This window comes from Streptomyces sp. NRRL B-1347 (genome assembly GCF_000720325.1).
Classification (GTDB): domain Bacteria; phylum Actinomycetota; class Actinomycetes; order Streptomycetales; family Streptomycetaceae; genus Streptomyces.
This window is the reverse complement of the sequence record NZ_JOJM01000029.1, coordinates 1-14,275: the sequence shown is the minus strand read 5'-3', so window position 1 is coordinate 14,275 and position 14,275 is coordinate 1. Positions and strand designations below refer to the sequence as shown.

Genomic DNA, 14,275 nt, shown 5'->3' with positions numbered 1-14,275 from the left:
CCCGATGTCACGACGTCACGGCGTCACGGGGAACCGCGCCTCACTGCGCCCCCGCTCCTCACAGCGGTACCCGCAGCGCCCCGTCGATCAGCTCGGCGGCCTCGGCCGTGCCCGCGCAGTCGCTGCGGACCAGGTACTCGCGCACCGCCCGCAGCCGGTCGCGCAGGCGCTGGGACTCCATCCCGCGCGCCTGCTCCGCCATCTCCACCGCCGTGGCCACCGCCTCGTCGGTGTTGCCCTGGCGCAGCTCGATCTGGCTGAGCATGGCGAGCCGGTGCACCCGGCCCCGGTCGTGCGCCGGGGTGTCCACCGCGGCGGCGGCGTGTTCGCGCGCCGCCACGAGATCGCCGAGGCTGAGCAGCGCCTCCGCCACCTGTACGTTCACCAGGCCCGGCTGGACATAGCCCGTCTCGTCCGGCTCCCGGCCGCGGCGGATGCGGTCGGCGGCGACCTCGGCACGCCGGATGCACGACAGCGCGCTGCTGCCGTCGCCCAGGTGCGCGTACGCCTTGGCCTGCATCGCGTACAGATCGGACGCGAGCGCGGGGGTGATGTCCCGGCCCGCGGCGCGCAGCGCGGCCTCCGCGAAGGCCACCGCCTGGCGGAACTCGCGCATGAACAACGACTGGTTGACGAGCAGCGCGATCACGTATGCGCCGAGCCCCCGGTCCCCGCTGGCCTTCGCCAGGCGCAGCGCCTGGTGGAAGTAGCGCTGGGCGAGGCCGTGCGCGTCCGAGTCGTAGGCGCAGATGCCCGCTATCGCCACCAGACCGCCGGTCGCGCGGTGCAACTGGCGTCCCATCGCGTCGGTGTAGCTGCCGCGGAGCAGCGGCGCCGCCTCCGCGTTGAGGAAGCCGACGATGCGGGTGCGGGTCGCGATGCCACCGGTCTTGCGGTACATCTGCTCGTAGTGCGTACGGGCCGCGCGCAGCGTCTCCAGGTCCGCCATGCTCACCGGGTGCCGGCCGCCGCGCGAGACGTCCGTGTCCTCGGGCGGGTTCTCCCACTCCCACACCGGCATCACGGCGGGCGTCCCGGTCACCGCGGGAGCGCCGAGCAGATGCGGCCGCTGCTGCTCGTCGGACCGCCACAGGGCCGTCGCCCGCTCGACGAACCCGGAGAGCGTGGAGGCCATCGAGCCGCCGCGGACGGCCGGGCCGCCGGGCACGCCGAGGCCGATGTCGTCCAGGGTGACGGTGCGCTGCAGCCGCGCGGCGAGCACCTCGCAGATCAGGTCGGGCACCTGGCCGCGCGGGCGCTGGCCCTTCAACCAGCGGGCCACGGCGGTGTGTTCGTATCTCAGCGCGAGGCCGCGGGCCTTGCCCGCCTGGTTCACATGTGCGGCCAGGCCCGCGTGCGAGATGCCGGCTTCGTCGAGGATCGCGTCGAGCAGGGTGTTGGGCTGCATGGATGCCCTCCGGTGGCTCGGTGCACCCAGCCTAGTGGAGCGCCCTTCACACGGGGTGTGAACGGAGTGCTCGCATCCGGGGGGTACGCGCTCTGCCGCACGGGGCGCGCGGTCGGTTGACTGAGGGACCTCACCAGGAGGCGGCCGGGCCGTCGGCTCCCCCCTCACTCAGCGCGGCGGCCCTTCTTCGGCGCCGTCCGTACGTCCGTCGTCTGCCCGGCAGTTCCACGACGGCACGGACGGCGCGGGCCGCACCACACCGGGCGGTGTTCAGCTCATGGTGCGGGCGCACCGCCCGGTCTCCGTCTGCTGCCGGGGGACCCGCTGCCGGTCGTTGCGCAGCACGAGCAGCGCCGCGTCGTCGGACGGGAGGCGGCCGATGTGCCGCAGGAGCCTGGCGTACACGGACTGGATCACCTGCTGCGGCGACACCGGCTGGGTCCGTGCGGCCTCGCCGAGCACGGCCTGCAGCGGGAAGAACCGCCCGGAGCCGTCGCGCGCGTCCTCCACGCCGTCCGTGTGCAGCACCAGGGCGTCGCCGGGCAGCAGCCTGCCGCAGTGCTGCAGGGGCAGTTCGGCGGGCAGCGGAAAGGGGCCGAGCGGCGGCAGCGGTTCGCCGCCGGGCAGCTGCTGGGCGCGGCCGCGCAGCCGATACGGCCACGGGTGGCCGCAGTTGAGGGCCCACACCTCGCCGTCCTGGCTGATTTCCACCAGGAGGACGGTCACGAACTCCTCGGCGACCGGGCTCTCCGGCGCCGCCGCGCCGCTCGCCGGGTGCTCGGCGCGGGAGCGCTCCCGCAAGTGCCGGGCCAGGGCCCGCTCCAGGCGCCGCAGCACCTGCGGCAGTTCGGGCTCGTCGTGGGCGGCCTCGCGGAAGCTGCCGAGCACGGCGGCGACGGTGCCGATCGCGGCGAGGCCGTGGCCGCGCACGTCGCCCATCACGACGCGCACGCCGTGGTCGGTGGCCGCGACCTCGTACAGGTCACCGCCGACGGAGGCGCCGCGCGACGCGGACAGGCGGCCCGCGGCCAGGGCGAGCCCGTCGATGCGCGGCGGCAGCGGCCGCAGCAGGACGTTCTGCGCGGCGCCCGCGATCTCGCGGATCTGCCGCAGCTCCCGGATCAGCGCGTGCCGCACATGGAATATGAGGCCCGTGCCCACGGCGAAGAAGACGGCGCTGGTGACGATCCGCGCTCCCAGGCCGTGCTGCTGCGCGAGCGGACAGGTCAGTTTGTAGGTGATGGCGACGGCGCCCCACACCGTCGGCAGGCCGAGCGTGAGCGCCCGCCGCAGCCGACGGCGGCACGGCCGCTCGAACGCCGCTGCCGGACGCTCGTCGCATCCGTCCCCCGGCCCGCGGGCCCGCAGCCGCGGTCCGCGCCGGGTCCCCGCGCCGGGGCGGGGCGTACGAGGCTTGATACGGATCATGCCGACGGCCCCCCTAAGGCCCCGGGTCAGCGTGCGGGCCGTATAAGGGACCGGCCCCTGCGGCCGGATTGATTCTGTCGACCGGGTGGCCGGATCGGGTCAGATCACCGGCAGTTGTCACTCAAACGAGTGAGCGGCGCTCCGACGGTGCCCCGACACGCCGGAGGGGGCGCATCCGCTCTCGCGGACACGCCCCCTCAGCAGCGCTTTCGTGCGCCGGGCCGGTGCTAGGCCCCGCGCAGCACCGCGCCGGTCGTCTCGGCGGCACGCGCCACCGCGGCGTCGCGGGCGGCCGAGGCCTCCTCGACCGTCAGCGTGCGGTCGGGGGCGCGGAAGCGCAGCGCGTACGCGAGCGACTTCTTGCCCTCGCCCAGCTGCTCGCCGGTGAAGACGTCGAACAGGCGGAGGTCCTCGAGGAGTTCACCCGCGCCGTCGCGCAGGTACGCCTCGACGACGGCCGCGGGGACGTCCTGGTCGACGACGAGCGCGACGTCCTGCGTGGCCACCGGGAAGGACGAGATGCGCGGCGCCCGCAGCGGACCCTCGCCCGCCTGCTCGAGCAGGTCCAGGTTCAGCTCCATCGCGCAGGTGCGGGCGGGCAGGCCGAGCGCCTTGGTGACGCGCGGGTGCAGCTCACCGGCGTGGCCGATGGTGACCAGGTTGCCCTGCTCGCCCTCCGGGCCCTCGGCGCTGTCCAGGTACACCACGAGCTCGGCGCAGCGGCCCGGGTGCCAGGGGCCGTACTGGCCCTGCTGGACGATGAGTTCGGCGCCGGCCTCGCGGGCCAGGGCGCGCGCCGCCTCGACGGCGTCCGCCCAGTCGGCCGGGCGGCCCTTGCCCCACCAGCCGGACCGCTCGCGGGCGCCCGCGAGCACCACGGCGGCGTGCCGGGGCTGCTCGGGCAGGGCGCTGTTGAGCTCGGCGATCTCCTCGTCCGTGGGACGCCGGTCGACGGGCAGCCGCCCGGGGACCTTCGCGTTCTCCAGCAGTGGGGTCTCCCCTGCTCGAACGGAGTCGAGAGCTCGGGGATGGAAGACCAGGCCGGTCTCGAAGAGGGCGAGGTCGTGGCTGCCGCGTCCGTCGTTGCGGCGCAGCGCGGCGAGGAGGCCGGGGAGCAGCGTCGTGCGGAGCGCGGGCTCCTCGTCCGAGAGCGGGTTGACGAGCTTGACGACGCGGCGGTTCGGGTCGTCGGCGTCCAGGGCGAGCTGGTCGAAGACCTGCTCGCTCACGAACGGGTAGTTCGGCGCCTCGACGTAGCCCTCGCCCGCGAGCACGCGGCCGACGCGGCGGTGCAGCCGCTGCCGCTCGGTCAGACCGCTCCCGGCCGGGGGCCGCGGCAGCGTCGAGGGCAGGTTCTCGTAGCCCTCGAGCCGGATGACCTCCTCGGCGAGGTCGTTGACCTCGACGAGGTCGGGGCGCCAGGACGGCACGGTGACGGTCAGGGAGTCCTGGCCGTACACGTCGCAGCCGACCTGCTGGAGGCGGCGCACGACCGTCTCGCGGCCGTACGCGACACCGGCGACGCGGTCCGGGTGGTCGGCGGGCATCGTGATGGTGTGCGGCGCGGACGGCGCGATGACCTCGGTGACGCCCGCCTCCGCGGTGCCGCCCGCGAGCAGCACGAGCAGGTCGACGGTGCGCTGCGCGGCGGCGGACGCGGCCTGCGGGTCGACGCCGCGCTCGAAGCGGCGGGCCGCCTCGGAGGACAGCTTGTGGCGGCGCGCGGTGCGGGCCACGGTGACCGGGTCGAAGTGCGCGGCCTCGATGACGACGTCGGTGGTGCCCTCCGCCTCGTCGTGGTCGGCGATCTCCGTGTTGGCGCCGCCCATGACGCCCGCGAGGCCGATGGGGCCGCGCTCGTCGATGATCACCAGGTCCTCGGCGTCGAGCACGCGCCGGGCGCCGTCGAGGGTGGTGAACTTCTCGCCCTGCTCGGCGCGGCGGACGCCGATGGTGCCCTGGACGCGGGAGCGGTCGTAGGCGTGCAGCGGCTGGCCGAGCTCCAGCATCACGTAGTTGGTGACGTCGACGGCCAGCGAGATCGGGCGCATGCCCGCCTTCTGCAGGCGGCGCATCAGCCAGAGCGGCGAGCGGGCGTCGGGGCGGAGCCCGGTGACGGTGCGCGCGGTGAAGCGGTCGCAGCCGGCCGGGTCGCTGATCTGCACCGGGTAGCCGAACGAGTTCGGGGCCGGGACGTCGAGCAGCGCCGGGTCGCGCAGCGGCAGGCCGTACGCGGTGGCCGTCTCGCGGGCGACGCCGCGCAGCGAGAGGCAGTAGCCGCGGTCGGGCGTGACGGCGATGTCCAGGACCTCGTCGACGAGCTCCAGGAGCTCGATGGCGTCGGTGCCGGCCTCGTGCTCGGGCGGCAGCACGATGATGCCGTCGCCGCCCAGCGCGGTGGAGTCGCCCATGCCCAGCTCGTCGCCGGAGCAGATCATGCCGTGCGAGGTCTTGCCGTACGTCTTGCGCGCGGCGATCGCGAAGTCGCCGGGCAGCACGGCGCCGGGCAGGACCACGACGACCTTGTCGCCCACGGCGAAGTTCCGGGCGCCGCAGACGATCTCCTGCGGCTCACCCGTGCCGTTGGCCTGACCGACGTCCACGGTGCAGAAGCGGATGGGCTTCTTGAAGCCCTCCAGCTCCTCGATGGTGAGGACCTTGCCGACGACGAGGGGGCCCTTGAGGCCCGCGCCGAGCTGTTCCACGGACTCGACTTCGAGGCCCGCGGCGATCAGCTTGGCCTGCACGTCGCGGCCGGTCTCGGTGGCGGGGAGGTCGACGTACTCCCGCAGCCAGGAAAGCGGGATGCGCATCAGATCTCCGTCCCGAACGGCCGGGTGAAGCGGACGTCACCTTCGACCATGTCTCGCATGTCTTCGACGTTGTGGCGGAACATCAGCATCCGTTCGATGCCGAACCCGAAGGCGAATCCGCTGTACTTCTCGGGGTCCACGCCGCAGGCGGCCAGCACCTTGGGGTTGACCATGCCGCAGCCGCCGAGCTCGATCCAGCCCTCGGACGAACAGGTGCGGCAGGGGCGGTCGGGGTTGCCCACGGACTCGCCGCGGCACACGTAGCAGACCATGTCCATCTCGGCGGACGGCTCGGTGAAGGGGAAGAAGTTCGGCCGGAGCCGGGTCTTCATGCCCTCGCCGCCGAACAGCGCCTGCACCATGTGGTCCAGGGTGCCCTTGAGGTCCGCCATGGTCAGGCCCTCGTCCACGGCGAGCAGCTCGACCTGGTGGAAGACCGGGGTGTGGGTGGCGTCCAGCTCGTCGGTGCGGTACACGCGGCCGGGGCAGATCACGTAGACCGGCGGCTCGCGGTCGATGAGCGAGCGGATCTGCACGGGCGAGGTGTGCGTGCGCAGCACGACGCCGGAGTCCGCGCCCGCGGCGGAGCCGCTGTTGGACGCAGCGTCCGCGCCTTCGATGAAGAACGTGTCCTGCTCACCGCGCGCGGGGTGGTCGGGGCCGATGTTCAGGGCGTCGAAGTTGAACCACTCGGCCTCGACCTCGGGGCCCTCGGCGACCGCGTAGCCCATGGCGACGAAGACGTCCTCGATGCGCTCGGACAGCGTGGTCAGCGGGTGCCGGGCGCCGGCCGCGACGCGGTCGTGGGGCAGCGTGACGTCCACCGCCTCCTCGACCAGGACGCGGGCGTCGCGCTCGGCCTCCAGCTCGCTCTGGCGGGCGGCGAGCGCCTTGTTCACGGCGCCGCGGGCCATGCCCACGCGCTTGCCCGCCTCGGCCTTGGCCTGCGGGGGCAGCGCGCCGATCTCGCGGTTGGCGAGGGCGAGCGGCGAGGTGCCGCCGCAGTGGGCGGTCTTCGCCTCCTGGAGCTGGTCGAGGTCGGCGGCGGCCGCGAAGGCGGCGAGCGCCTCGTCCCGCACGCGCTCGATCTCTTCAGGTTTCAGTGCCTCGACCTCGACAGGGTCGTACGACTTGTTCGGTGCCGACATCTCTTCCCGTGCTTCCGGTTGGCTGGCGGATGGTCCCCGTCAACGAGTCGGAGACGAGTTGTCCCGAAAATGGGGACACAAGGTGCCAACGACCGAGTCTAACGGGGGTGTGGTGAACGAATGCGCCCGCGGGCTGCTCGGACGGCGATCACTGAAGATACGCCGGAGCCCCCACGGGCAAGGTAAATCGGAACTGGGCGCCGCCGCTCGCCGCGCGGCCGACGGTGATCGTGCCGCCGTGTGCCTCGACGATGCCCTTCACGATGTACAACCCCAGTCCCGTCCCGCCGCGCTTGCTGCCCCGCCAGAAGCGGGTGAAGACGCGGCCCATCGACTCCTCCGGAATGCCGGATCCCTCGTCGCTGACGGTGACCGCGGTGTCGGTCGCCCCCCGCACCCGCAGGGACGGCGAGGGCGCCACGTCGATGGTGACAGTTCCCTCGCCGTGGCGCACCGCGTTTTCAAGGAGGTTGCTGAGCACCTGGTCGATCTTGTCCGGGTCGGCCCACAGGTCGGGCAGCGGCTGCTGGAGGCGGACGAGGAAGCGGTCCGCGTCCTGGCCCGCGGCGACGTGGGCCTGGATGTGGCGCCCGACGGCGGCGCCGATGTCGACGGGCTGACGGCGCAGTTCGAGCCGGCCCGAGTCGATGCGGGAGATGTCGAGGAGCTCGGCGATGAGGCGGGTGACGCGGTTGGCGTCGGCGTCGACGGTCTCCAGCATCAGCCGTTTCTGGTCGTCGGTGAACCGCTCCCACTTGGCGAGCAGCGTGGCGGTGAAGCCCTTCACGGACGTCAGCGGGGAGCGCAGTTCGTGGGCGACCGTGGCGATCAGCTCGGCGTGGCTGCGCTCCGTGCGGCGCCGGGCCTCGGTGTCGCGCAGCGAGACGACGAGGCGGCTCAGCGGGCCCTTCGGCCGCGACCGTACGTAGCGCGCGGAGACGAGCACTTCCCGGCCGCCGGGGAGCAGCAGATTGCGCTCGGGCTGGGCGACGCGGGTGACGAGGCCTCCGTACGGATCGGTCACCTGCCACCACCTGCGCCCTTCGAGGTCCTCCAGGGGCAGGGCGCTCTCGATGCGGATGCCGAGCGCGTCGGCCGCGCGCACGGCGGTGATGCGCGCCGCGGCGGCGTTGAAGCAGATGACGCGCCCGGTCTCGTCGGCGACGACGAGGCCGTCGGGCAGGTCGTCCGGGTCGATGCCGAGCTCACCGAGACCGGGGCCCGCAGGACCGGCGTGGCCCGCGGGAGGGCACAGGATGCCCCGCACTCCCGGTGCTCTGCTCGTGCCGACGCTCATTCTCCTTATCCCCGCCTCTCGGAGCTGGCGCAGTGGGCCCCCGAGCCCGACACACTACTAGCCGGGGGTGACGGAGCGGCACCCTCCGGCGGCACGCTGTGCACGGGCGGACGCATAGAGGCATACGGCTGCCGCGGTCGCGAGGTTCAGGCTCTCGGCGCTGCCGTGGATCGGAACGCGCACCACGGCGTCGGCGAGTGCGCGGGTCTCCTCCGGCAGCCCCCAGGCCTCGTTGCCGAAGATCCACGCGGTTTCGGTGCCCATGGTGCCCTTGTCCAGCTCGGCGTCCAGGTCGTCCTCGCCCGCGCCGTCGGCGGCGAGCACCCGTACGCCGGCCGCCTTCAGGCCGCGTACGGCCTGCTCGACGGGCACGCCCACGGCCACCGGCAGATGGAAGTGCGAGCCGACGGAGGCGCGCACCGCCTTGGGGTTGTAGAGGTCCACGGACGCGTCGGTGAGCACCACGGCGTCGGCCCCTGCGGCGTCGGCGCAGCGCAGCACGGTGCCCGCGTTCCCGGGGTCCCGTACGTGCGCGAGCACGGCCACGAGCTTGGGGCGCCCGGCGAGGATCTCCTCGAACGGCACGTCGAGGAAGCGGCACACGCCGACGAGCCCCTGCGGGGTGACGGTGGTCGAGATGTCGGCGATCACGCTCTCGTCGGCGAGGTGCACCCGCGCCCCGGCGGCGCGCGCGTCCGCCACGATGTCCGCGTACCGCTCAGCGGCCTCGACGGTGGTGAACAGCTCGACGAGCGTGGCCTCGGCGCCGCTGCGGTGCCCGGCCGCCTCCCGCACCGCCTGCGGCCCCTCCGCGAGGAAGAGCCGCTCCTTCCCCCGGAAGTTCCGCTTGCCAAGCCGCCGCGCGCCACTGACGCGCGGCGAACGCGGGGAGATCAGTTCGGGACCGTGTGCCATCGAGTCGCTTTCCGGTGTACGGGGTCGAGAGGGGGTCGGGAAGGGGCTGAACGCGACTGGACCCGCAGGCTCAGGGGGCCTGCGGGTCCAGTCGCGGTTCGAGCTCAGTGCAACGTCACGCGGCCTTGGGGGCGTTGACGTCGGAAGGCAGGGCCTTCTGGGCGACCTCGACGAGCGCCGCGAAGGCGTTGGCGTCGTTGACGGCCAGCTCGGCCAGGATCTTGCGGTCCACCTCGATGTTGGCGGCCTTCAGACCCTGGATGAAGCGGTTGTAGGTGATGCCGTTCTGGCGGGCAGCGGCGTTGATGCGCTGGATCCACAGCTGACGGAAGTCGCCCTTGCGCTTCTTGCGGTCGTTGTAGTTGTAGACGAGGGAGTGGGTGACCTGCTCCTTCGCCTTGCGGTACAGGCGCGACCGCTGGCCGCGGTAGCCGCTGGCCTGCTCGAGGATCGCCCGACGCTTCTTGTGGGCGTTGACTGCCCGCTTGACGCGTGCCACTTGTTAACTCCTTGTAGCGGGGCCGTGGTGGTCGTCACACGGCCCGATTCGACTGAGGTCCCGGTCCTGGCGTCGCGTGGCCCCCGTCACCGGGGGCCGCGACGTCACTTGCCGAGAAGCTTCTTGATCTTCTTGGCGTCGCCCGGGGCCATCTCGGCGTTGCCGGTGAGGCGACGCGTCAGACGGGACGACTTGTGCTCGAGCAGGTGGCGCTTGCCGGCGCGCTCGCGGAGCACCTTGCCGGAGCCGGTGATCTTGAAGCGCTTGCTGGCACCGCTGTGCGTCTTGTTCTTCGGCATAGCGCCGTTCTCTCCTCGTCAGTGGCGCTCCGATGCCCGGTCGCGAAACCGGGCATCCGGGAGCGTCATGTGTTCGGTTGGCATCCCTGGACTCGCGTCCGGGGATCAGGCCTCGGCGGGGGCCTCGGCCGGGGCCTCGGCGGGAGCCTCGGAAAGCTCGCCCTCGGCGGCGTTCTGCGACTTGCCGGGGTTGGCCTTCGCGTCCGCCTTGCGGGCCGCCTGGGCCTCACGGGCCTCGGCCATCGCCTCGGTCTTCTTCTTGTGCGGACCGAGGACCATGATCATGTTGCGGCCGTCCTGCTTCGGGTTCGACTCGATGAACCCGAGGTCCTGGACGTCCTCGGCGAGGCGCTGCAGCAGTCGGTAGCCGAGCTCCGGCCGGGACTGCTCGCGACCACGGAACATGATCGTGATCTTGACCTTGTCGCCCTGCTTGAGGAACCGGACGACGTGACCCTTCTTGGTGTCGTAGTCGTGCGGGTCGATCTTCGGCCGGAGCTTCATCTCCTTGATGACCGTGTGCGCCTGGTTCTTGCGCGCCTCACGGGCCTTCATGGCCGACTCGTACTTGAACTTCCCGTAGTCCATGAGCTTGCACACGGGCGGACGGGCGTTCGCCGCGACCTCGACCAGGTCCAGGTCGTACTCCTGCGCAAGCTCCAGGGCCTTGGCAAGCGGGACAATCCCGACCTGCTCGCCGCTGGGACCGACAAGTCGCACCTCGGGAACGCGAATCCGGTCGTTGATGCGGGGCTCGGCGCTGATGGATCCTCCTCGGTAGCACCACGCGACGGTCTGGCGGACAGCCGCGTAACGTCTGTTTTCTCGACCAACCCGCCGGTGGCACAAAAAATGCCCCGACTGATCACAGCAGGGGCTCCATACACATAACCGGAGCACCTCCGCGGTGACCACGGGGCGCATCGGGCGGACCTCACACTGAAGCGCGGACCGCCTGACCGGTGACCCGCCGCTCGGGGAGCGGCAAGGTGGGAGATCGGAGCCTCCACTTGTGGGCCGGTTCCTGCGTCGAAGCGCGGGCATCCGGCCGGTCGTCACCCCAGATTAGCAGGTCCTGGGGGGTGGGGCTAACGGCTCGCGGGCGGCTCTAGGGTGTGGGACATGAGTGACACAAGCCCCACGCCTTCCCCGACCCCTTCGGCCGCCTCGTCCGAGAACCCCGACTTCGACGCCATGACCCGCGACATCGCGGACGTGCCCGCGGTCGAGGTGATCACGACGGTCGCGGTGCACCTGATGAGCGCGGCGGCGGTGAACCTCGGCCTGGCCGAGGAGGGCGAGGCCCACAAGGACCTGGACGAGGCCCGCAAGCTCATCCAGGCCCTGGCCGGTCTGCTCGACGCGAGCGCGACCGAGGTCAGCTCCTTCCACGCGGCCCCGCTGCGGGACGGCCTGAAGTCGCTGCAGCTGGCGTTCCGCGAGGCCTCCGTGGTGCCGGACGAGCCGGGTCAGGGGCCGGGCGAGAAGTACACGGGGCCGGTGTTCGGCTAGCCGTCAGCGTACGTAGAGGGGCTCGCCCGGTGGCGTCGCCTCGGCCGGCAGCAGTGCCAGGTCGAGGCCGCGCACCAGGCGGGCCCTCAGTGTTTCGTCGGCGGCGAGGGCCTCGGCCACGCGCTGGGCGGTCTCTGCGGGGGCCGCGTCCGGGGCGATGACCAGGGCGAGGGTGCCGTCGGCCGTGCCCGGGCCGAGGTGGGCGCGGAGCACGGCGGGCTCGGCGGCGACCGCGGTGCGCACGGCCTCGCGCACGGCCGGGTCGGTGAGCGCGTCGACGCTGTCGCGGCCCTCGGCGAGGGCGATGAGCGCGGGGCGGTTCAGCTCGTAGGGGACGGGGCCCGCGAGGTCGAGGACGATCGTGTCGGCCTTCTCGTGGGCGGCCGCCTGGAGCGCCTGGTGCAGCGGTACGGCGACGGGCCGGGCGGCCGGGTCCCACAGGGCGAGGGCCTCGGTGGAGGTGAAGGCGGGCAGGGCGGTGCGCGGGCCCGCCTTGAGCGTGGGCACCGCCATGTCGCTCGTCTTCTCCCGGCGCAGGCCGCCCTCCCGTCTCCCACCACCACCCTTTTTCAGAGCTTCGCGCCCCTCTTGATCGTCCTCCTCGACCTCGCCGAGCACGGCCACGACCGGCACGAGGAGGCGGGCGTTCGCCAGGGCCTTCAGGACCGGGCCGTGGGCGGTCCTGTCCTGGGACCAGGCCTCCAGTGCCGCGCGCAGTTCTGGGGCCGCGGAGCCGTCGTCGTCGGAGAAGCCGGGGTCCGGAATGTTCTTTGTCTGCACGCCGTCGACAGTAGCCCGCCGCTTCGCGGCGGGACTCCCCCACCCACCCGTTGCTCAGCGGCGGCGCGGGCGGCCCCGCCAGAGGTACGCGGCCGCTGCGAGCAGGGCCACGCCCAGGGTCCCGGCCACGGGGCCCAGCAAGCCCGACGAGGTGCCGTCGTCCGGCTCCTCGTCGGGGCCGGGGCCGAAGTACTTCTTGGCGTACGTGCCGCCGTGGGCCCGGGCCCGCAGGGAGTCCGGCTTCAGCTGGGCGGCGCGGTCGAGCGCGGCCACGGGGTCGATCTGGCCGAAGCCGCGGGAGTCGTCGCGGCCGCCCGCGGGGGCGTCCTGCGCGGTGTCCCGGAGGAGCCGCTTGACCTGCGCCGGGGAGAGGCCGGGGCGGGCGGACCGGATGAGGGCGACGGCTCCGGAGACGAAGGCGGAGGCGGCGCTGGTGCCCCAGCCCTCGTAGTACTTGCGGTCCGGGTCGGCGATGACGATGTCGTCGCCGGGCGCGCTGACGGTGGCGTACCAGCGGCGGGTGGAGAAGGAGGCCCGCGCCCCGTTCTCGTCGACGGCCGTCGCGACGATCACGCCCGGGTAGGCGGCGGGGTAGGAGACGTGGTCGCCGCGCTCGCCGCCGTTGCCCGCCGAGGCGACGACGACCGCACCCTTCTTGAGGGCGTACTGGACGGCGGCGTCCTCGGCGGGTTCGGGGTGCGCGGACTTGGAGTCGTCGCCGAGGGAGAGGTTGATGACGTCGGCGCCGTGGTCGGCGGCCCAGCGGATGCCTTCGGCGAGGGCGTTGCCGCGGGTCTGGCGCGCCTTCCTGCGGGCCGGGTCGCCGTCCTCCAGGATCACGCGCACCGGCAGGATCCGGGCGCCGGGGGCGATGCCGAGCACGCCGTCGCCGCGGCCCTCGCCGTGGCCGTGCCCGGCGACGATCCCGGCCATGGCGGTGCCGTGCCGGGCCCAGGTCCGGTCGCCGCGCCGGGCACCGAAGCCCACCATGTCCTTGCCGGGCAGGACGCTGCCCCTGAGGTCGGGGTGCGAGCCGTCGACGCCGGTGTCGAGGACGGCCACGGTGACGCCCTCGCCCTTGGTGGTGCGCCAGGCCTGGCCGGTGCCCATGGCGTCCAGGGCCCACTGCTGGGCGCGGATCCCGTCGTCGGCGCGGGCGGGCGTGGCGGGCAGCAGCGCGAGGGCTCCGGCGAGGGCGACCGCGACCGGCGCGCACCGCCGCGCCGGTCGGGACGGTCGGGCCGGGGCCGGCCGCCCCTGCGGGCTCGGCGTGCTCATCAGGACTTCTCCGGGGCCGCGGTGGCGGTCTTGCGCAGGCTGCGCTCGACACGGTCGGCGATGCCCTTGGCGTCGTGGCCGAGGCCCGCCTGGGCGGGGGCGGAGGCGGCGCCCGCCCTCATGGCATCGGCGGCGGGTTCGGGTTCGGTGACGGCGCGGCCGTCGGCGAACCCGGAGACGGCGTACGCGACGACGGGCGCGTCGGGCAGGACCGACAGGGTCCAGGTGGCCCGCTGCGCCTTGCCGAAGACGGCGGCGGGGGTGCCCGGGGCGGCGTACGCGCGGGGCATCAGGTCGGTGCGCCGGTCCAGGCCCTCGCGGTCGAAGCGGGTGCGCAGCGCGTGCATCCCGTCGGCGTCGGCCTTGGTGAACAGCAGGCCCACGGTGGTGAGGTGGCTCTTCGTGGCGTCGGTGTAGGTGGCCCGCAGCAGGCGCTGGCAGCCGACGGGGGCGAGCGCCTTGCGAAGGAGCGGGTCGAAGGCCTTGGCGCAGCCGCTGTCGGGGGCGACGGCGACGCGGTTCCAGACCCGGTCGGCGCCGCCGGGGCCCGCTCCCCCGCCCTTGATGGCGGGCGGGAACAGGTCGTCGACGGGCAGGCTGTGCCAGAGCGCCCCGGCGGCGGCGTACGTGTCGCGGGAGCCGCCCGCCGCGTCGGACTCGCCGGTCAGCCAACTCCCGGTCGCGGCACCGCCGATGAGCCCGAGGCCGAGGACGGCGCAGGCCGCGGCGGCGGCCGCGCGGGGCCGGAGCCAGGCCGCGACGGGGCGGAGCCGGGTGGTGGTGTCGTCGTACAGCGCGGGCCGGGCGAGGAACACGAAGGGCCGGTGCCGGTCGGGGCGCGGCGACAGGTCGACGGTGCCGACGGCCCTGCGGGCGGCCGGAGTCCGGGGGCGGGGCG

Annotated in this window: 12 protein-coding genes and 1 pseudogene; 1 reads left to right on the top strand and 12 read right to left on the bottom strand. The window is 73.5% G+C overall.

The window, feature by feature from the left end; translation table 11 throughout:
• Positions 1-58: 58 nt before the first annotated feature.
• From IG74_RS0123685 to infC, 9 genes are all read right to left on the bottom strand, one after another.
• Positions 59-1,408, bottom strand: a complete 1,350-nt coding sequence (locus tag IG74_RS0123685; protein WP_030680871.1) for a hypothetical protein — start codon at positions 1,406-1,408, stop codon at positions 59-61.
• A gap of 270 nt (positions 1,409-1,678) precedes the next feature.
• Complete coding sequence (locus IG74_RS0123680; RefSeq protein ID WP_078868991.1) at positions 1,679-2,836, bottom strand: PP2C family protein-serine/threonine phosphatase; 1,158 nt, start codon at positions 2,834-2,836, stop codon at positions 1,679-1,681.
• A 227-nt stretch (positions 2,837-3,063) separates the two neighbouring features.
• The gene (pheT, locus tag IG74_RS0123675) at positions 3,064-5,649 is read right to left on the bottom strand and encodes a phenylalanine--tRNA ligase subunit beta (protein ID WP_030680862.1); all 2,586 of its coding nucleotides are present in this window, start codon (positions 5,647-5,649) and stop codon (positions 3,064-3,066) included.
• Positions 5,649-6,797, bottom strand: a complete 1,149-nt coding sequence (pheS, locus tag IG74_RS0123670; RefSeq protein WP_030680859.1) for a phenylalanine--tRNA ligase subunit alpha — start codon at positions 6,795-6,797, stop codon at positions 5,649-5,651. Before pheS ends, pheT begins: the two co-directional genes overlap by 1 nt.
• A 148-nt stretch (positions 6,798-6,945) precedes the next feature.
• Positions 6,946-8,094: a sensor histidine kinase gene (locus tag IG74_RS0123665; protein WP_030680856.1), complete on the bottom strand. Its 1,149-nt coding sequence runs from the start codon at positions 8,092-8,094 to the stop codon at positions 6,946-6,948.
• A 57-nt stretch (positions 8,095-8,151) separates the two neighbouring features.
• Entirely contained in the window at positions 8,152-9,009 is an 858-nt protein-coding gene (locus IG74_RS0123660) for a TrmH family RNA methyltransferase (protein WP_030680853.1), read from the bottom strand.
• A gap of 115 nt (positions 9,010-9,124) precedes the next feature.
• Positions 9,125-9,508, bottom strand: coding sequence for a 50S ribosomal protein L20 (gene rplT / locus IG74_RS0123655; RefSeq protein WP_030680851.1), 384 nt, complete (start codon positions 9,506-9,508; stop codon positions 9,125-9,127).
• A 104-nt stretch (positions 9,509-9,612) separates the two neighbouring features.
• Positions 9,613-9,807: a 50S ribosomal protein L35 gene (gene rpmI, locus IG74_RS0123650; protein ID WP_030560333.1), complete on the bottom strand. Its 195-nt coding sequence runs from the start codon at positions 9,805-9,807 to the stop codon at positions 9,613-9,615.
• A 105-nt stretch (positions 9,808-9,912) separates the two neighbouring features.
• Positions 9,913-10,572, bottom strand: a complete 660-nt coding sequence (infC, locus tag IG74_RS0123645) for a translation initiation factor IF-3 (RefSeq protein ID WP_078868995.1) — start codon at positions 10,570-10,572, stop codon at positions 9,913-9,915.
• A gap of 357 nt (positions 10,573-10,929) precedes the next feature.
• Between infC and IG74_RS0123640 the strand changes: the two genes are divergently transcribed.
• Positions 10,930-11,319 carry a DUF1844 domain-containing protein gene (locus tag IG74_RS0123640; protein ID WP_030680847.1) on the top strand — a complete coding sequence of 130 codons (390 nt, stop codon included), beginning with the start codon at positions 10,930-10,932 and terminating at the stop codon, positions 11,317-11,319.
• 3 nt (positions 11,320-11,322) lie between these two features.
• Here IG74_RS0123640 and IG74_RS0123635 read toward each other — a convergent pair whose 3' ends face one another.
• The 3 genes and pseudogenes from IG74_RS0123635 to IG74_RS0123625 form a co-directional block, all read right to left on the bottom strand.
• Entirely contained in the window at positions 11,323-12,099 is a 777-nt protein-coding gene (locus IG74_RS0123635; protein ID WP_030680845.1) for an SseB family protein, read from the bottom strand.
• 54 nt (positions 12,100-12,153) lie between these two features.
• Positions 12,154-13,377 carry a type VII secretion-associated serine protease mycosin gene (mycP, locus tag IG74_RS0123630; RefSeq protein WP_051855209.1) on the bottom strand — a complete coding sequence of 408 codons (1,224 nt, stop codon included), beginning with the start codon at positions 13,375-13,377 and terminating at the stop codon, positions 12,154-12,156.
• Positions 13,377-14,275: pseudogene (locus tag IG74_RS0123625) on the bottom strand (hypothetical protein); the annotation flags it as partial. The pseudogene IG74_RS0123625 and the gene mycP, both read right to left, overlap by 1 nt.